This window comes from Coleofasciculus sp. G1-WW12-02 (genome assembly GCF_040219735.1).
Classification (GTDB): domain Bacteria; phylum Cyanobacteriota; class Cyanobacteriia; order Cyanobacteriales; family Coleofasciculaceae; genus Coleofasciculus.
The window spans coordinates 38,182-56,056 of sequence record NZ_JAVJRX010000062.1 but is presented as its reverse complement, the minus strand read 5'-3'; the positions used below and the strand labels follow the sequence as shown (position 1 = coordinate 56,056).

At 44.8% G+C, this 17,875-nt stretch carries 16 protein-coding genes; 7 read left to right on the top strand and 9 right to left on the bottom strand.

The genetic code is table 11. From position 1 onward, the window contains the following. Nucleotides 1-37: 37 nt before the first annotated feature. The 3 genes from RID09_RS11010 to RID09_RS11000 form a co-directional block, all read right to left on the bottom strand. Nucleotides 38-1,210 (bottom strand): baeRF3 domain-containing protein, encoded by a 1,173-nt coding sequence (locus tag RID09_RS11010; RefSeq protein WP_446335987.1) that lies wholly within the window; start codon nt 1,208-1,210, stop codon nt 38-40. Nucleotides 1,211-1,644: 434 nt separating this feature from the next. Continuing rightward, nucleotides 1,645-2,193 carry an Npun_F5560 family protein gene (locus tag RID09_RS11005; protein WP_446335986.1) on the bottom strand — a complete coding sequence of 183 codons (549 nt, stop codon included), beginning with the start codon at nt 2,191-2,193 and terminating at the stop codon, nt 1,645-1,647. A gap of 144 nt (nt 2,194-2,337) precedes the next feature. Beyond that, a complete protein-coding gene (locus RID09_RS11000) occupies nt 2,338-3,828 on the bottom strand; it encodes a lipid-A-disaccharide synthase (RefSeq protein WP_446335985.1) in 1,491 nt (496 codons plus the stop codon). Nucleotides 3,829-3,936: 108 nt separating this feature from the next. Here RID09_RS11000 and RID09_RS10995 point away from each other — a divergent pair, with 108 nt between their 5' ends. Then, complete coding sequence (locus RID09_RS10995; RefSeq protein ID WP_446335984.1) at nt 3,937-4,899, top strand: ABC transporter ATP-binding protein; 963 nt, start codon at nt 3,937-3,939, stop codon at nt 4,897-4,899. A gap of 55 nt (nt 4,900-4,954) precedes the next feature. Here RID09_RS10995 and RID09_RS10990 read toward each other — a convergent pair whose 3' ends face one another. Together RID09_RS10990 and RID09_RS10985 are read right to left on the bottom strand one after the other, a co-directional pair. Next, nucleotides 4,955-5,611: a Nif11-like leader peptide family natural product precursor gene (locus RID09_RS10990; protein WP_446335983.1), complete on the bottom strand. Its 657-nt coding sequence runs from the start codon at nt 5,609-5,611 to the stop codon at nt 4,955-4,957. 113 nt (nt 5,612-5,724) lie between these two features. Next, nucleotides 5,725-6,567: a DUF5131 family protein gene (locus RID09_RS10985; protein WP_446335982.1), complete on the bottom strand. Its 843-nt coding sequence runs from the start codon at nt 6,565-6,567 to the stop codon at nt 5,725-5,727. Between the two features lie 204 nt (nt 6,568-6,771). Between RID09_RS10985 and RID09_RS10980 the strand changes: the two genes are divergently transcribed. The 3 genes from RID09_RS10980 (at nt 6,772) to RID09_RS10970 (ending at nt 10,441) form a co-directional block, all read left to right on the top strand. Next, the gene (locus RID09_RS10980) at nt 6,772-7,437 is read left to right on the top strand and encodes a Uma2 family endonuclease (protein WP_446335981.1); all 666 of its coding nucleotides are present in this window, start codon (nt 6,772-6,774) and stop codon (nt 7,435-7,437) included. Nucleotides 7,438-7,469: 32 nt separating this feature from the next. Beyond that, nucleotides 7,470-9,371, top strand: a complete 1,902-nt coding sequence (cobJ, locus tag RID09_RS10975) for a precorrin-3B C(17)-methyltransferase (RefSeq protein ID WP_446335980.1) — start codon at nt 7,470-7,472, stop codon at nt 9,369-9,371. A 110-nt stretch (nt 9,372-9,481) separates the two neighbouring features. Beyond that, nucleotides 9,482-10,441, top strand: coding sequence for an Rpn family recombination-promoting nuclease/putative transposase (locus RID09_RS10970; RefSeq protein ID WP_446335979.1), 960 nt, complete (start codon nt 9,482-9,484; stop codon nt 10,439-10,441). A 9-nt stretch (nt 10,442-10,450) separates the two neighbouring features. Here RID09_RS10970 and RID09_RS10965 read toward each other — a convergent pair whose 3' ends face one another. Then, nucleotides 10,451-10,972 carry a hypothetical protein gene (locus tag RID09_RS10965; protein WP_446335978.1) on the bottom strand — a complete coding sequence of 174 codons (522 nt, stop codon included), beginning with the start codon at nt 10,970-10,972 and terminating at the stop codon, nt 10,451-10,453. A 58-nt stretch (nt 10,973-11,030) separates the two neighbouring features. Between RID09_RS10965 and RID09_RS10960 the strand changes: the two genes are divergently transcribed. Genes RID09_RS10960 through mtnC form a run of 3 tightly spaced genes read left to right on the top strand, consistent with a single transcriptional unit; the run spans nt 11,031 to nt 13,415 of the window. Next, nucleotides 11,031-11,993 (top strand): MDR/zinc-dependent alcohol dehydrogenase-like family protein, encoded by a 963-nt coding sequence (locus tag RID09_RS10960; protein ID WP_446335977.1) that lies wholly within the window; start codon nt 11,031-11,033, stop codon nt 11,991-11,993. A 52-nt stretch (nt 11,994-12,045) separates the two neighbouring features. Then, nucleotides 12,046-12,708, top strand: coding sequence for a methylthioribulose 1-phosphate dehydratase (gene mtnB, locus RID09_RS10955; protein WP_446335976.1), 663 nt, complete (start codon nt 12,046-12,048; stop codon nt 12,706-12,708). Next, on the top strand, nt 12,705-13,415 hold the full coding sequence (mtnC, locus tag RID09_RS10950; RefSeq protein ID WP_446335975.1) for an acireductone synthase: 711 nt from the start codon (nt 12,705-12,707) through the stop codon (nt 13,413-13,415). The genes mtnB and mtnC overlap by 4 nt, the downstream gene beginning before the upstream one ends. 120 nt (nt 13,416-13,535) lie before the next feature. Here the strand turns inward: mtnC and RID09_RS10945 are convergent, their stop codons facing one another. The 3 genes from RID09_RS10945 to RID09_RS10935 all read right to left on the bottom strand — a co-directional run bounded on the left by RID09_RS10945 (nt 13,536) and on the right by RID09_RS10935 (nt 17,637). Next, nucleotides 13,536-14,141: a hypothetical protein gene (locus RID09_RS10945; RefSeq protein WP_446335974.1), complete on the bottom strand. Its 606-nt coding sequence runs from the start codon at nt 14,139-14,141 to the stop codon at nt 13,536-13,538. Nucleotides 14,142-14,173: 32 nt separating this feature from the next. After that, entirely contained in the window at nt 14,174-14,752 is a 579-nt protein-coding gene (locus RID09_RS10940) for a Uma2 family endonuclease (protein ID WP_446336038.1), read from the bottom strand. 1,265 nt (nt 14,753-16,017) lie between these two features. Next, on the bottom strand, nt 16,018-17,637 hold the full coding sequence (locus tag RID09_RS10935) for a DUF2079 domain-containing protein (RefSeq protein ID WP_446336037.1): 1,620 nt from the start codon (nt 17,635-17,637) through the stop codon (nt 16,018-16,020). Nucleotides 17,638-17,875 lie beyond the last annotated feature (238 nt).

Here is a 17,875-nt window from a genome sequence, read left to right as displayed (position 1 = left end):
GCCCGATGATTCATCACGAGCGCTAACGACCAAGCCATTAATAACGGAAAACTGCAGCTATCGGTGATTGAGCTGGCACTCGATCTGGTTCTACAGCAAAGACAGTTCCACCATTCAAAACGGTATAAACCGCGGCTAAATCCAATAAATCTTGGTCACCAGCCTGGTGTTGCTCATGTAGCTGCACCGTATTGCTCTGTGGGTCAAAGCTACCCCACTGCTGATGGTCTAGGGCGACAAACAACGAATCAATGCGTCGATTATAAGCCGCCTGCACTACTTCTTTCAGGGCATCAGAGGCTTGTTCCTGATTATTTCCAGAAAATTCTCTGAAGCGGTCAATTGCCTCTTTCTCTGCCTGTTGAAACGTAGGCTGAACGATTGCCCAGGCTTGAGTATGGAGTTCTTCTGGCTTGGAGAGGTCTGGATTGCCCGTAATGCCTTCTTCCAGAAGATGGGGGTAAGAATTCACTCGTTTATAAATCGGGAGGAGATAATCTACACCGGCTAGCACTAGCGGGACAGTCTCATCCTGTAGAAACTCCCGTATCCCTTTATTCACTTTGCTCAAAAAGCGCACAATCTGATTTTCGTGATCTTCATCCACACCTCGTCCATGGAGTGTTCCCGGATCTGAACCCGGTAATCCACCAGGGGAATAGGTTTGTGAGGACATGAATTGGGTCTGATTTTCAGAATCCTCATACTGAAGCACACTCATCAGACTTTCTGGCAGATTGTCAACCTCCTCAGGCTGAATTTCCCGAATGCGATCGCGCCCTCCTACTAAAAGTCGCACCTTCTTTTGACTCAGTGCCAAAATATAGAAACGCCCATCGCCCGTCAGCAGTGGCATCAGTGGCTTGAGGTGAAATTGCTCACCGACTACGACTAACTCCTCAAAATCCAGGGGTAGACGGTAATAGCGAAAGAAATTGGGGGCGATGAACAGAGCAAGTCCCTGATTCTGATGACGCCAAAAGTGATCACGATCCAACTCTTGAGCGCTTTTAAGCATTTCTTGGGCATCGGCTGAGCGCATACCCTGCTCAACTAGCTGGGCTTCAGCTTTCCCCATGAGATTCTTGAAACGAATGGGATCTTGTTTGATTTGCGGACCTGCCGTATGGGTAGGCATAAAAATAGAAACACACAATCCTTCTGGCTGTGTAACCAGAGTTTTGAGTTCTTCTGTGGATAGTAATGGCATGAAGTTGAACTCCTATCTTCTCTTCAATTGAAAAAAATTAAACGAACAGGCAAGTTAGCCAGCTAACCGTAACGGTTAGAGGCTAAATCTCTGACTATTTTTTGGGTTGGGCTGCCGTTTAGCCCAAAAGCTCGGATCTTGCCTGCCTTCATTTCAACGAAGGTAGTATGTCCAATACATCTGCCTTACGATAGGAAAGTTATGCTCCCCTTGCAAAAGAATATGTGATGGAAATAATAGCAACTGCTGGTATTGGTTAGAACAGATTATTGAGTAGAGACGTTTTGCCGCAACGTCTCTACCGCAGTTGATTTTTCCTAAGTTATGTGTCTACTGCTATAACTGTAGTTACGTCAAGTGCGGCTTCAAATACCCATCACTTAACAAGCTTGCCAAAGCAGATATCAGAAACAAATGCAGCCTTATTTTTTATATTAGATGCTACCAAACGTAGGAATTGGGCTATTACTGGGACGACCGAAACTGGGTAAGTCAACATGGGTAATATTGCGATTCTTGACCGCTAGCCGATAGCTGACACTTTGCAACTCAGCATGAAGTTGGCGATTCTCCCGTTGTAGTCTGCTCACCTTCTCTCTCACAGGCGCCATGCGTTCAGCAAACTTCTGACGATAAATTTGGGGTAGCTCCTGAACCACCTGCTCCAACATACGAGAACGATCGGTTAATTCTTGCACGGACTGGCGCAACTGATAAATTTCTTGATCGCGAGTCGTAATCTGCTCTTGGTAAAATCTAACTTGCTGCTCCACATCTTGCAACTGTTCTCGCAAGACTCGCATTTGGGCTTGATGACGCTCAGAAACCTCGGCTGGCGGTTTGAAGTTCGCATTGCCTTTAACCAAGCGAAATAGCTCTTGAGAGAGCTGCTGCACGAGCTGATCTCTCAGATGTAACTCTTCCCGAAGCCGAGACACTTCAGTTTGCAGCGCTGGTAGGGTTTGGGTTTCAGTCGCGTTCACGATAGCTTACAGCTCCAATACAATAGGGGACTCCCAATAGCAGAAGACGATGGGCAACGTCGGTCGGTGATGTGATTACCCTGTAGGAGGATGATATCACTACTAGGGTTATGGTTGACACGTTAACTCCAAAATAGTAATTTGTCATTTGTCATGGGTGAGTTCCTCTTGCACCAATTGCGCTAACTTTTGGGCTGCACCCGATTCACCCCGAACTGCCCGCAGGCGCGATCGCATCTGTTCGAGTTTTTCGGGATGCTCTAAATACTCAAGTACTAATTGTGCCACATCCTGGGGTTTCAGTTGACCCACGACTTCTGGCACAATTTCTGCTTTTGCCCAAATATTGGGCCACGCAAATAGGCGTCCTTGTTGCAGAATCAGCCAATTAATCAGCTTAGCATTGCTTGTCCCTACCCCAGGTAACCGGGCGAATAATCCGGCTAATCCATCCCAAGCCCGCATTGCATCCAGTTGCTGGGTGGGTAATAACACGATCATCGGTACACCAAGGGAACCTAATTCTGCCGTATTTGCTCCCACTGTGGTTAAGCACAAACAGCATTGGGATAATATGTCATGGGCGGGAAATTCGGTTGTCAGTTCTACCGTTAAACCACTCGCCATTATGAGTGTCGCGTCTGTAGTATCTGCTTCATCTCGGATCACCAATCTCGCCGCTCCCCATCCTAATTTCTGAATCAAGGGATTTTCCTGGGGATCAGCAAAACGGGCTAGGGTGACTAAATCTAAGGTTGGTGCAACAGGAATCACAAAACGGGTTTGGGGTCTAGCTTTGTGAATGTGTTCAGCAATAGCTAACCCTAGCGGTACTCCCTGAATCAGTTTGGCAGGTTTTGACCCTGGAAGTAACCCAATCCATTCAATTGGGGATTGGGGATTGGGGATTGATGATTGGGGATTGGGGATTGGTGATTGGTGATTGGGGATTGGGGATTGGGGATTGGGGATTGGGGATTGGGGATTGGGGATTGGGGATTGGGGATTGGGGATTGGTGATTGGGGATTGGTGATTGGGGATTGGTGATTGGTGATTGGTGATTGGTGATTGGGCGAAGCATTCGCGCTCTTGTGTTGGCATAAAACCGAGAAACCCGGGCGCGAATGCTTCGCCCCTACAGCCCCTACGAATGCCACATCTGCCATTAAATCTCCGACTACGGTTAACTTGTGGCGATACTTTTTTGGGGCTTTGGTAATGATATCGGGTTTCATCACGCCAAACCGATCAATCCAGCGATGCCAACGGGCATCCCATTCGGCATAAACAACGGTACGATATCCTAAGCGAGAGCCAATCACGACGGGGAAAAATTGGTCGCCGCCTAAGAATACCACCACGCCGCGATCGCGCCAGTCCCAGTTTTCGGCAGTTTTCCCCCAGAGTAAGAAGCCAAAGAAATGCTGTGCCCCTTGCACTCGGTCTACTTCGGGATAGGATTGAACAATCTGGGCTTCTTTGCCTGTGGCGTTGGGACAAGGAGACAGGATAACCGAGATTCGGATCAATGCGCGATCGCATCCTAGCTGCTGGCGCAATGCTTTGACCACAGGACGTACCCATGTGGTGACTTCACCCGGACCATTGGAGAGAATTAAAATATCATTGGTCATTGGTCATTGGTCATTGGTCATTGGTCATTGGTCATTGGTCATTGGTCATTTATCATTTGTAATTTGTCAAATGGAATGAGCTAACTTTAACAAAAATCAGCCAAATCAGTGAGTGCTATTCGTTTTGATCAAGTTCGTCTCCAATTTCCAGGGACACCCCAACCCGCCGTAAATGGAGTAACCTGCGACATTGAAGCGGGTCAACTGGTGGTAATTTTAGGTCCATCGGGGTGTGGTAAAACTACCGTTCTCAAGATGGTCAATCGACTGTATGAACCTACATCCGGCGCGATTTATCTGGATGGGGTCAACATCCGCCAAATGAAAGTCACGAAGCTGCGTCAGCAAATTGGCTATGTGATTCAGCAGTCGGGCTTATTTCCCCATAAAACGGTGGCGGAGAATATTGCAGTTGTTCCCAAGCTTTTGGGATGGTCACGCCCAAAATACCAGTCTCGTGTTGATGAGTTATTGCAGCTAGTCGAACTACCCCCTCAAGTTTACCGGAATCGGTATCCGGCACAGCTATCTGGAGGACAGCAGCAGCGCGTTGGTGTGGCGCGGGCGTTGGCTGGTGATCCTAAATTCATGTTAATGGATGAACCTTTTGGTGCTATTGACGCGATTACTCGCCAATCTCTGCAAGACGAAATCTTACGAATTCAGCGGAAGGTACACAAAACAATTCTGTTTGTCTCCCATGATGTTGAGGAAGCGCTGCGTCTGGGGGATAAGATTATGATTTTGCAAAAAGGTAAGATTTTACAATTTGATACGCCGTTAAATATTCTGACAAGTCCTGCTAATGATTTCGTCCGGGAGTTAATGGGGGCTGATGATCTGTTTCGTCAGTTAAGTTTACGGCGGGTGGAGGCGGCAATGCAGCGAGTTTCTTCAGATTATCCGCATCAGGGGGAGCGTGCGATCGCGCCTCACGAGAATTTGCGTCAGGCTTTATCCCTCCTCTTACAGACAGGTAGTCAGAGATTGTCTGTCATGGATGAAGGAAAAGTGATCGGGGTGTTAACCCTAGAGACGATTCAACAAGCCGCTAAAATGGGTAGAAAATAATAGGACTTTACCAATGATTAACTTTACTAACCTGACCCTATTTTCGGTTTTTTGCTCAATAGTTTATCATTAAGCGTTGGTTTAAATATCCGCTAGGTAGGAAACAGCGATCTAAAAAGAAAGGGTCATTTTCATCTCCAAATATTCCATTTCCAGGTTGCTTCATATTACATAAGGGTGGCACTAATCCCCACCTTTCCGCAAGTCCCATCCAAGATCCCATTACGATTCTGCCAATATTGGCTATAAAAAAAGCATCCCCTGTGCTGTTATTTATACTAACTAGACTTGACGATGATTTGATATCTATCAATAACCAAGCTAACTCTTTTTGAGTAAAATAATAACCCTGCTCGACTGCAATTTGGATAAACTCATCTGGATTCTGGCTAGATAGTAGCTGTTTCTTCAGAGAAGGTGTTTTTTGCGCCAGGGCTAAACAATCCCAGATTTGTTTCTGAATAATCACAAACCAGGCAAGTTCTTCTTGAGTCAACTGATAACCGTTATTTCTAGCAATTTGGATAAACTGCTCAAGGTTATGAGCTTGTAACAATTGATGACTCAACGGGTTATGTCGCTCTATAACACACAAAAAATCACGGATTTTTTCCCAGGTTATCCGATTAAATTCCTGAGACTGTTGAATTTGCTCCTGCCAATAGGGATAATTTTCTTCTGTACAGAAAAAATCCCAAATATTATAATGCATAGGTAATCTCTACTCAGTCTGACTATTGGTAGAGCAGCCTGTTCAAGATGAGTTTAGCCGAATAAGCTTATTTCATCTGTAGATACTGGCTATTAGAGTAGCATGGATTTGAGCTAAAATCCCATTGTTAACAAACTATTATAGCGGTTCCTCTGCAGGTGAGGTACACCGGAATGAATGTAGGGGCGCAAGGCTTGCGCCCTTATCGATGTACCGCATATTCTACTGTCTTCCCCCCATTGCTGTTGGTGTTGTTTCCAAGCTAACGGTATCTCATCCCAAATCTTTCCATCTAGTTCTCTTCCTCCAGCTTTTGGAGTTCTACCTCCCCATTGTTTAAAGAAAAATGCCACACCAAACCTCTGACATTGGTCACGAATACTTTGCGCCCACTCTAACTTCATCGGACGATATCTATTTCCCGATTCGCCACCAACAATAACCCAATGAATATCCGTTAAATCAAGATGTAAATCACCCAGAAGCGGTTCACAAGAGAGAAAGCGCACGTTTGCTGGAACTTTTCGCAGGAAATCAACCCGGTGAATATAGTCCTGATTTTCAACCGATACCCCCATCCAAATATTTTTATGCCATTCTAACTGAGGAGCCAACTCAACTAAACGTTCATGTCGTTTGGTCAAAATTTGATAGATATGCTGAGGCGTTTGACCCATCACATCAAACACGTCTTTGAGAAATTCGATAGGTACGTCTTTGTGAAAAAGATCACTCATCGAGTTGACAAAAATGCGACTTGGCTTGCGCCAACGCAAGGGTTCTTTTATTCGTTCCCGATGCAGGGTTAAATCAAATCCATTAGGAAAATTATGATGAAACCGTTTAGTTAGTGCTTCAGCATAACAATGGGTACAACCAGGACTAACTTTGTTGCAGCCAGTTGTGGGGTTCCATGTTCGGTCTGTCCACTCGATACCTGTATGAGTGCTAGCCATATTCTCAGTCTACCCCTAACATTAATAATCTTTATTTCCGCTTATTTTTTATAGTACCTATGTATTGTAAAAATGTCCAGATTGATTTTTTATTAAAAATATCCTTGACATCAGATGAAGCGACTATATTTTATTTAATTAGGTCGGTGGAGATAAATTCAGTCTTTAAGTTAAGATAAAAGCAGAGTTGAGAGGGATACGGGTATGGTAAAATCTGACTCCAAGCTCCGCTTACCAACGAGCGATGAATTGCCTGACTCTGATGGGTTGCCTGTGGATAATGAACTTCATACTCTCGTGACCAATTTATTAGGGTTGATTCTCGGTTTCTTATGGGGTCAGCGCTTTGATTGGTTCTTTGGGGTGAATATGGGAATTTACCATACGACTGGAATCAATCCCAGAGTTCCGATTGTGCCGGATGGTTTTTTGAGTTTGGGCGTTGAACGGATTCGAGCAAATCAGCTACGTAAAAGTTATGTGGTGTGGGAAGAAAATGATATCATTCCGATTTTTATTTTAGAAATCGTCTCTCAAACACCAGGGGGAGAGTATGATGATAAATTATCAATTTATTCCAAGTTGGGGGTTTTATATTACGTCATCTATAATCCCGATTTTTGGCGCAGAGATCAACAGGAGACATTTGAAGTTTATCGCTTAGTTAATAGCAGGTATCAACGTCAAATTGGTGAACCATTCTGGATGCCAGAAATTGGGTTGGGAATTGGTCGGGGAATCGGCAGTCATCGAGGATTGCAGCGCGAGTGGTTGTATTGGTTTGACGAGAGAGGAAATCGGATTTTAACGCCAGAGGAATTGTTAGCGCGTTATCAAGAACAGTTTGGTGAGTTGCCAGAAAATGATTAAAGTTGTCCTGATGTTGATATTCTAAAGACGCTGTGTTGCTATTTCAAGACTTTCACCCTCTAGTTGCGATCGCAACGACTCCTACCGCCGCCCAAACCCTACAGCCTCTGTGCCATACAGCCCGGTTGATGTTGTGGCTTCCTGAGTCTGTTCATACCCCTGAACGGAAGGATGTTCCCACCGAGTCGTTCTACCAGGGTTCTCTGAAATCCCACATCGCCTCCCTCTGGCAAAACCACCGCGCTTTTATTTTCTGTTTGGCAACGGGGGCGGTGGTGCGCCTTATCGCCCCGCTTTTAAAGGATAAATCCTCTGATCCAGCGGTTATCGTTGTTGATGAAACTGGGCAATTTGTGATTAGTCTATGTAGTGGACATCAAGGTAAAGCCGATCAACTGGCGAGGATGATTGCCTTGCAACTAGGGGCGACTCCTGTTTTAACCGGGGGTTCTACTGGGTTAAATTTACCCGCTATTGATATGGTGGGCATTCCCTTCGGTTGGCAACGGGGTGAGGGAGATTGGACAGGTGTCAGCGCCGCCGTAGCTAAAGGTGAACGGGTTGAGGTGATCCAAGAGGTGGGTTCTACTTTGTGGCAACAGCACCTCCCCCCAGGACATCCGTTTGTATTCGATGGGGGCGACAAAGCGGTTGATTCTAACTCAGCCAATGCCCGGATTTGGATTAGTTTTACTCAGCGTCGCTTTTCTCCAGACTCTGATTTGCCCAAGATTCAATGGCATCCACGGGTATTATGGGTGGGGATTGGTTGTGAACGGGGAACATCGAGAGAATTAATTGAAACGGCGATAATCCAAACCTGTCAACGTTATCATCTAGCTGTAGATGCGATCGCAGGAATTGCCACGATTGATATTAAAGCCTCGGAAGTGGGATTGGTGGAATTTTGTCAAGCCCGTGATTTGCCCTTGCGAACCTTTCCGGCGGAGGTGTTGCGTTCGGTAAATGTGCCTACGCCTTCAACGGTGGTGAATCAGGAAGTGGGTACTCCCAGTGTGGCAGAAGCCGCCGCCTTGGTTTGTAGTGAGCGCTTTAGCGCTTCTGGCACTAAAGTGCCGACTACGAACCTACTGGTGCAAAAACAAATTGTGCGGGCGGACAATCAACCGGGGGCGGTGACAGTGGCGATTGCTGTGGCACAACGAGAATATACGGGTAGAATTGGACAACTGTTTTTGGTGGGTACAGGACCTGGACAGTTGGATCAAATAACGCCAGCAGCAAAAACGGCACTCTCTCAGGCTGATGCGGTAATCGGTTATTCTCTCTATATTGATTTAATTACTCCAATTTTGCATCCCGGACAAATTATTGAACGCCTGCCAATTACTCAGGAACGCCAACGGGCGCAACGGGCGATTGAGTTAGCCCGGTGGGGACTAACGGTGGCGGTTGTGTCGTCGGGGGATTGCGGTATTTATGGGATGGCGGGATTAGTTTTGGAGGAACTCAAAGCCCAAGGTTGGGATGGGAAAATGCCAGGGGTACAAGTCTTTCCCGGCATTACCGCCCTGCAAGCGGCGGCGTCTCGCGTGGGTGCGCCCCTGATGCATGATTTTTGTGCGATTAGTTTAAGTAACTTGTTGACCCCTTGGGATGTGATTGAAAAGCGGCTGAACGCTGCTGCCCAAGCGGATTTCGTCATTGCCTTATATAATCCGCGATCGCGCACCCGGATCGAACAATTAGCAATTGCCCATAGCATCTTACTCCAACACCGTTCCCCCCAAACCCCTGTCGCGATCGTGCGATCGGCTTATCGAGAGGATGAAGAAATCACCCTTTCCACACTTGACAAATTACTCGATATCCCCATTGATATGCTCACCACTGTACTCATTGGCAATCAAAGTACCCGTCTTCACGGAGATTGGATGATTACACCACGGGGATATTTGGTGAACGATGAATGAGATGTAGAGACGTTGCATGCAACGTCTCTACAGAATAATTGTCGGGGTTATTCGTTTAAAGATAGAATTAAACTATCTTCCCTCACTTCATGCTCAATCGGGAGAAACTTATGAGATTTATTAATCCAAAGGTCGATTATGCCTTTAAAAAAATATTTGGTTCCGAACAAAGCAAAGAGATCTTAATCAGCTTTCTCAATGCCATCATTTATGATGGCGAGACAGTTATTCAATCCTTAACCATTGTTAACCCTTATAATCCCGGTCAGATACTCAGTTTAAAAGATACGTATTTAGATGTCAAAGCTATTTTAGCGGATGGTTCTATTGTCGTCATCGAAATGCAAGTCGCATCAATGACGGCGTTTAACAAACGAGTGGCTTACAACCTCGCCAAAGCCTACGCGAATCAGTTGACTACCGGAGAGGATTACCCGCTGCTTAATCCAGCCATAGCGGTAACGATTACCGATTTTATCCTGTTTAAACAAACAGCGGACGTAATCAACCAATTTGGGTTTCAAGAAAAAACCAAAAAATTTGAAATTCTCGATCAAGAATTGCAGTTAATCTTTGTGGAATTACCCAAATTCCAGAAAACCCTCTCTGAGTTAAACAGTTTAAGCGATAAATGGATTTATTTTCTGAAAGAAGCAGCCACTTTAGAGGATATCCCTGAAACGTTAGGGCAAGTATCGGAAATAGAATTGGCTTTAAATCTGGCTAACCAAGCAACCATGACTCCAGAAGAGTTAGATATCGTTGATCGACGGGGTATGCTCTTGCAAGATGAAAAAGGGCGGATTACTTATGCCAAAGAAGAAGGAAAAGAAGAAGGACGACTTCAACAAACGATCGCGCTAGTGATACGTCAACTCAACAAGCGTTTTGGAGAAATCTCAGCGGCAATAACTAGCCAAGTTGAAGACTTACCTTTGGCAGAGTTGGAAAATTTAGGAGAAGATTTCCTAGACTTCACCAGTCTAGACGATTTGGTCAATTGGCTGGAGGGGCGTACTTCAGCGGAAAAGCCGGGTAAGCAGGGGAGACAAATGACGAATGACAAATGACAATCACTCTTAATCAATCACCCGATCCAGCGTTTGCCACATAATCTCCCGTTGTTCAGCATCATATTGCCAACGTTCCAGAAATGCCTTATAATTACCCTCTCCGGTTATAGCACTTTCTCGTAACGCCACCGCTTTTTCCTGAACTTGAGGCAAATTAACTCTTTCAATTAAATGAATCGCTCGTATTCGCACTCGATCTGATCCTTGCGCCATATCTTCATTCTGATTACGACGGTGGGTAATCGCCATCGCTGCTGACATAGCTAAATTTTTCACCAACAATTCAGCAACGGTATCCGGTGAGGATTGCAGGGCTTGAATCACTTCTGGTGAGGGATGATCGGCTAAACTATCGTCAGCCGTGAGGTAGGTGACAAAGAACCCTCTAGCACCGTTTTTGGTTTGCACCAATTGGGCGATTGCATCACCGGCTTCTACGGGGGAGAGTTCACCGGATGACAGTTGCGTCATCAACGACTGAGTAAGTGCGATCGCGTCTTCAAAGGTAACGTCTTCTGGAATATCCACCTGATTCCATCTCGTAATAAAATGCTAATCAAGTTATCTTGATCCAAAATTAATCCTAATGCAAGCACTTTGGCTGGAAAACAATCAACTGCAACTCCGCCAAGATATCCCCATTCCTCAACCACCATCAGGGGAAGCCTTGGTGCGCGTTATCCGGGCGGGTATCTGCAACACGGATTTGGAATTAATTCGAGGCTATTATCCCTACAAGGGTATTTTAGGTCATGAATTTGTGGGTGTAGTCGAGCAAGGATCGACACAGTTGCAGGGACAACGAGTCGTTGGCGAGATTAACGCCGTCTGTGGGCAATGTCAATATTGTCAGAATGGACAGTCAACCCATTGCGAAAACCGCACCGTACTCGGAATTGTCAACCGCCATGGTGCTTTTGCCGACTATCTCTGTTTGCCGATAGAGAATTTGCATCGAGTTCCCGATAATTTAGCCACAGATTTGGCTACCTTTACCGAACCCGTCGCCGCCGCCTTGGAAATTCAGCAGCAAGTCACGGTGAGTTCGAGGGAACGGGTATTAGTGGTTGGAGATGGTAAACTGGGGCAATTAGTCGCCCAAACCCTTGCCCTAACCGGATGTGACCTTTTCGTGATTGGACGTTATCCAGATAAGTTGGCAAATTTATCTGCACGAGGAATTAAAGTTGGATTTGCCGATGCGATCGCTAAACGATCCTTTGATATATCTGTAGAGTGTACAGGCAATCCGGCTGGATTTGAACTCGCCCGCCGCGCTTTGCATCCACGAGGTATTTTAGTCCTTAAAAGTACTTATGCGGGTCACTTAACCTTTGATGCCTCTTCTCTAGTTGTAGACGAAATTACCCTGATTGGGTCGCGTTGTGGTCCTTTTGCCCCCGCCCTTGAGCTACTGGCGTCAGGACAAGTGGATGTGAAACCCCTAATTCAGGGTCATTATCCCTTACGAGACGGACTCAAAGCGGTTGAACAGGCAAAAACCAAGGGTATGTTAAAGGTTTTATTGGATATGAGTGAAGGGGGTTAAATTTTGTCATTCGTAAGGGTTTTCATGATCAAAACAGGGAGGTTCAAGTCGGGTGCAAATCGGATGGTTAGAAGATAAACAGACGCGGGCAAAGGCAATTGAACTGACAAATGTTATTCGTTATTTTGCCAATCGCGGTTGGACACCAGCCACCAGTTCTAATTTTTCATTTGTAAAGGATCAGGAACAAAAAACCTTTGTTATTTCTCGTTCTGGACAGGATAAAAGCCAGTTTAAACCCAATCACTTAATGCTAATCGACGAACGAGGTCAAGCTATTGCACCCAAAGAGGCAAAACCCTCAGCCGAAACCTTAATTCACCTGAGTCTTTATAAATGGCAACCCGTTGAATGTGTCCTGCATACCCATTCTCCGGCGTCTACCGTGTTATCGATGAAATATGCTGGATCTGGGACTGATTTTGCCCATTCTGGTGAAATGACCTTTACTGGCTACGAAATTAAAAAAGCCTTTGACGGAATTTACACCCACGACACAACCGTGACGCTTCCCGTTTTTCCCAATTCCCAAAATATGGTAGAATTTGCAGAGAATTTGGATCGATATTTAGCCCGGAGTGACGAGTTATTTGGATTCGCGATCGCGGGTCATGGTTTATATACATGGGGAAAAACGATTCAGGCGGCGAAACGCCATGTTGAAGCCTGGGAATTTCTGTTCGAGTGTCGTTTATTGGAGTTAAGGATTGGATGAGTGTTACGCTACCCAATATCAAGTATATTTTGTTGGATATTGAAGGCACAACCTCCGATATTCAATTTGTCCATAAGGTGATGTTTCCTTACTCTAGAGAACGGTTGGAACAGTTTGTTTTAACCCATAATAATTTAGAGGAGGTAGTTGAGGCGATTAACCTGACGCAGCAAACGGTTAAAGGTGAAACCGGACAAGACATTGATTTAGAGGGCGCGATCGCGACATTACTCGAATGGATTGATGGCGATCGCAAACACCCCGCCCTGAAATCGATTCAAGGACTAATTTGGAAAGAAGGGTTCGAGACGGAGGCATTTAAAGCACATCTTTATCCGGATGTCAAGGCAAAGTTAGAAGAATGGACGCGATCGGGGTTAAAGTTAGGCATATATTCATCGGGTTCGATTGTAACTCAAAAAATGTTCTTCAGCCATACAGTAGAGGGAGATCTAACCCCACTGTTTTCTAACTATTTCGATTTAACAACGGGGAGTAAAAAAGAAGCGATTAGTTACGAACAGATTATCGATGTTTTAGGATTACCCCCCAATAAAATCGTCTTCTTTTCCGACGTTCCAGCCGAATTAGTAGCGGCGCGAGAGAAAGGTTTACAAGTGGTTCATGTCAAGCGAGAGGGAACAGAATCTTGGTCTGACGTGCCAGAAGTAGAATCTTTTCAAGAAATATCCCCATCACAAAGTTAGCCGAAATTGTAGGGGCGTCTCGTCTTGCGCCCGATTCATCTGATACGGCATTGTTGTCCTATCTCACAAAATCAGTTCACGCCTCAAAACATAGGTAAATCTAAAACAAATCTTCTTACTTTACCCCTGCTGTATCATCCACACCAAAAAGGCTAAAATTTGCTCAACGGGTGGGAGGGGATAAATTACCAAATCAATCGTGACTGTTGTGGCTTCTAGTTTGAGAAATTGCCATTGGTTGCCATTACTAACAGTACCATATATACTCTGAAGCGGTTTTTCTTTAGCGATGTTAAATTTTTGGGCAGCAACCATTTCAGCAACACATTGACCAATTCCTGATTTGAGGTTGGCTTGTTTAGCCTCCACAATCACAACCGCCGGGGCTTCAATGTCTAAAAGTTCGGGGGAACGACTGAGGAGGAAGTCACAACGTCCATTGAGTCCCAGTGATTCATCGACGTTAAACTCTTCGCCAGAAAATAAACTAATTTGACGGTTCAAAATGCGCCGCACTTCTACTAAAACCGGGCTAATAATTAATTCGGATCTGGCTTTTTCACTCCCTGTAGCCACGGCTAGAGGGAGATTTTCTTCCAGAACTGCGGCTAAGGTAGAACTGGGTTGAATCGGTTCAATTTCCGGCAGAAATCTGATATTCTCTACTGTCGTGAGGTTGAAGGCTTCTTTGGCTTTAGCCAGAGTAGTGAATTGGCTGTATGGCATGGTTGTCCTATCTGATCAAATCAGTTCGCACCTCAGAAAACCGATAAATCTAAAACAAATCCGGGTAAAACATCTTCTCCTGACAAACTCGCAGGTAATTGGACAATCTCAACAGTCTGATGGGAACGATAAATTTCGACCTGTTGTGCTTGAGGATTAATCAACCAACCTAAACGCAAACCGCTATTGAGGTATTCCTGCATTTTGCCTTGTAATTCTGGCAGGGAATCGGTGCGAGAACGCAATTCGATAACAAAATCAGGACAAATTGGCGGAAATTTTTCTTGTGCTTCTAGGGTTAGCGATTTCCAGCGTTCATTGGCAACCCAAGCAACATCGGGAGAACGATCTCCGCCATTAGGTAAGCGAAATATGGTAGACGAACTAAAGACTCTTCCCAGTTGATTTTGGCGATTCCACAACCAAACTTGACCGTTCAAATCAGCTTCTCGATTTCCACTCACTCCACCGACGGGAGGCATAATAATTAATTCTCCTTTAGCCGTTCGTTCGAGTTGCCAATTTTTATTGGCTTGGCAGAGTTGGTAAAATTGCTCATCGCTTAAGCCAACCTTTTCTAAGTTTAGAATTACTGGAGTTGAAGTAATCATTGCCATGCCATAAACTCCTAGAATACCGACCCGTTGAAACTGGCATATCCTCTCATATTAGCAGATAGGAGTTAGACTCGCGATCGCACGTTTCCCCCTTATCCCCTAACTTCTTCCCACCACCCGACTGAGATAAGGAAAACTTTTACTCTTTACGCTTACGTTTTAATCATTTAAAGTTAATCAAATTTAACACAGGCAGAAAACGTCACGGGTCAATCCTGATTTGATCGGGGTTTGAGGTTGTAGTACAATGTTAACTTAATCCTGTATTGTGCTATTTCTATGGCAATTTTTTAACCTTAAACGCTTCAAACCCTTATAAATACGTTATTTTGTCCCGTATCGCTGCGGCAAACTTGAAACACGACAAGCATCTTACAGAATAGCGATGGTGAAAGACCTCGCGTCCCTTCACTTCGTTCGAGGGCGTGTTTAACCGAGGGATGAAACTTAAGGATTGCGTTCAGCAAGGGCAACTTTAGTTGCTTTTCTTGTCAACTTTGGGTACAATAGTAACATGAGAAACAGAGTTTGTAGGTGATTACTCTGTACATATAAAAACCTCCTGAAAAACATAAATGGTGTAATTGGTCTTGCTAGGATTTCAAACGAGCCAAAATTCGTACAATGCCGATTTTCTCAGTCGGAATAGCACTTTTTGTAAAAAACTTAATAATTAACAAGTACCGTAGGGCATACGGAAACTTCCTGATTAACTCAGGTAAAAGCTTGGAGAGCTACCCAAAAAAGAGGGGTTCTAGATTAGATATTAAGTGATATTCTAGTTGACTTCGGGTAGAACATAATCGTGTAAGACCTAATTAGAGGTGACTCGAAAGGGCAGTGATTAGCTCAAGAATCCCCCGTCTTTTAAGCGGGGGAGTGTCAAATTACCCAATTTTATCGACTCAGACCGAGGCAAATTTGACAAAAAAGCCCTTTTATGGATATGACGTTTAATTAAAAAGGGACAACTGGGGGGAATAGGAATGCAAATCGGTAGGAGTTAGAGGAAGTGCGATCGCGTATGACCGAGATAATTGGATCTCTGCTTGAGCCAAAATTGAGGAACGAGTGACTGGATTAGAGGGAAGAGATAGAACGCGATCATTGTTTTGGACATGGGTAGGTGTTCTTAGTTTTCACGGCATCTGGCGCAACAAAGGGAGGTAAGTTGTGAGGAGCCAGGGTTTCAGCCTTAAGGGTACATAGATGAATGTTGGCGCTATTACCGATGTCCTACATCAGACTTTTTATCTCGATCAACGGTTAACCAACTGTTTCCGAAACACCAGCCATTTTTCCATAGCATCAGAATTAGAGTCTACCCCTTCCTGCAATAAAATTACCCCATCCTCAAAGCCAATAATGCCATACTCCTGCTTTGCCGTTACCGTATCGATGAGAGATACCAGCATTTCCAAGAGTCCTCGTTCCTGATCAAAAGCTACCTGATATTGCTGCAACCGCCAAAGATCAGCAATCATATAGTCTACATTAATTACCTCCTGCTGATCATTGCGTAACCTTAAATCCGGTAAGCGGATAATTTCACGGCGACTAGAGAGATGAGGAATAATATAAGTCGTCGCCGAAACACTCGCATCCGGTGGAATTTGGGCAACTAAAGGACGTATTTGTTGCACATGTTGCCACTGTTGGGGTAATGATATATGTACCCACGGATCAAAGGAATCGGGTAAGATAAAATAAAAGGCACGATTTAATGCCGAAGCACTGGATGTATAGGAAAAAATTAGAGTCAAACTAATACAAAAAATCCAAAAATATCGAAATAGCGATCGCTTATATAAATCTTGATGCTGTGACCACCAAAGAATCGCCCCATAAAATATACCGGGCACTACCGTCATTGCATAGCGAATATTAATCGCGAGAACTGATTCTCCCTGACCTAAAAATAACTTAAGTAAGGGAAATCCAGCTATCATCCAAGACGCGGGTGAAATAGCTGGCACAAATGCCAAGGGTAACCATTGTCCCAATAAATAATTCAACGTGCGACCAAAGGGTGTAACCAATTCCACCAACACCCGCCCCGGATTACTCACCATTCCCCAGATGATTTCCAAGGTCGAAGCCTCATCCCCTGAAGCATATTGACCGAATCGTTCCATCATAAACCGTTGAGAAATATCCTCAGAAAATAACGGCATAACTAGATTCGTCAACAGAATCATATAGCCAAAACTTAGGCTACAAACCCCTAACCCAATGCGGGGATATCGCCGACTCAGGATTAGGTACACTCCCACACCAAATAATCCGATTCCCGCATCTTCGCGCACGGCTAAAAGTAAAACGGCTAATAGCCAAAACAGCCACCAGCAGCGTTTTTCCATGGCTAGCAGCAGTCCGAAAACAAATAAGGGAATCTGGGAAATATCATGAAAGTTCGATAAAGTTGGAGCAATAACCGCATTAGCACAGTAAAAGCTAACCGTAATCATCCCAGCTAAGGTTGGTTCCAGATACTCTCGTGCGAGAACATACAGAACTAAACCCGCCGCCGTGACGAAGGTTACCTGCAATACGGTTAATGTGGCGGGTGTGGGAAATAAAGCATACAGCGGTAACCACAGTAACAACGCTGGGGTAAAATGTTGTCCCAAACGATGATAATTCACCGTAGGAACTTCTCCCTGATGAACCACATTAGTCGAAAGTTGAGAGGATAGAGAACTCTCAAAAAAACGTCCGTGCAGGTTATTCCAGAAGACCTGATTAAAAATGCCTTGGTCGTAGGAAGAGTAAAAAGTATAGTGTCGATGTAAGCCTAAAATTAAGGTAATACAAAAAAAGGCGAGTGCCGCCTTAATCGCTAAACTTGATAGAGATACCTGAGAAAATTTTAATCGCATCATACTAAATCCGGGTTAACTACCCCCTTTTAGGTAGGGACAAGGCAGATGGCAGAAGGTTCCAAGGAAAAAGTACCCAAGAGATAAAGGGGGTGACTTCATCGGAGTTGGCATCACTCACCCACCCATTAGACCAAGAGACAAATTGTATCGTAAATCAACAGATTCTGTTCCCGGTTCCCGGTTCCCTGTTCTCCGTTCCCCATTTTGCTACCATAGCGGGAGTCCCCTTGCTGAT

Bases quoted from the DNA above. Each gene is read 5' to 3' on its own strand.
- RID09_RS11010 (WP_446335987.1), bottom strand. From the start codon at position 1,210: ATGCCATTACTATCCACAGAAGAACTCAAAACTCTGGTTACACAGCCA.
- RID09_RS11000 (WP_446335985.1), bottom strand. From the start codon at position 3,828: ATGACCAATGATATTTTAATTCTCTCCAATGGTCCGGGTGAAGTCACC.
- RID09_RS10990 (WP_446335983.1), bottom strand. From the start codon at position 5,611: ATGCATTATAATATTTGGGATTTTTTCTGTACAGAAGAAAATTATCCC.
- RID09_RS10985 (WP_446335982.1), bottom strand. From the start codon at position 6,567: ATGGCTAGCACTCATACAGGTATCGAGTGGACAGACCGAACATGGAAC.
- RID09_RS10980 (WP_446335981.1), top strand. From the start codon at position 6,772: ATGGTAAAATCTGACTCCAAGCTCCGCTTACCAACGAGCGATGAATTG.
- RID09_RS10970 (WP_446335979.1), top strand. From the start codon at position 9,482: ATGAGATTTATTAATCCAAAGGTCGATTATGCCTTTAAAAAAATATTT.
- RID09_RS10960 (WP_446335977.1), top strand. From the start codon at position 11,031: ATGCAAGCACTTTGGCTGGAAAACAATCAACTGCAACTCCGCCAAGAT.
- mtnC (WP_446335975.1), top strand. From the start codon at position 12,705: ATGAGTGTTACGCTACCCAATATCAAGTATATTTTGTTGGATATTGAA.
- RID09_RS10945 (WP_446335974.1), bottom strand. From the start codon at position 14,141: ATGCCATACAGCCAATTCACTACTCTGGCTAAAGCCAAAGAAGCCTTC.
- RID09_RS10940 (WP_446336038.1), bottom strand. From the start codon at position 14,752: ATGATTACTTCAACTCCAGTAATTCTAAACTTAGAAAAGGTTGGCTTA.
- RID09_RS10935 (WP_446336037.1), bottom strand. From the start codon at position 17,637: ATGCGATTAAAATTTTCTCAGGTATCTCTATCAAGTTTAGCGATTAAG.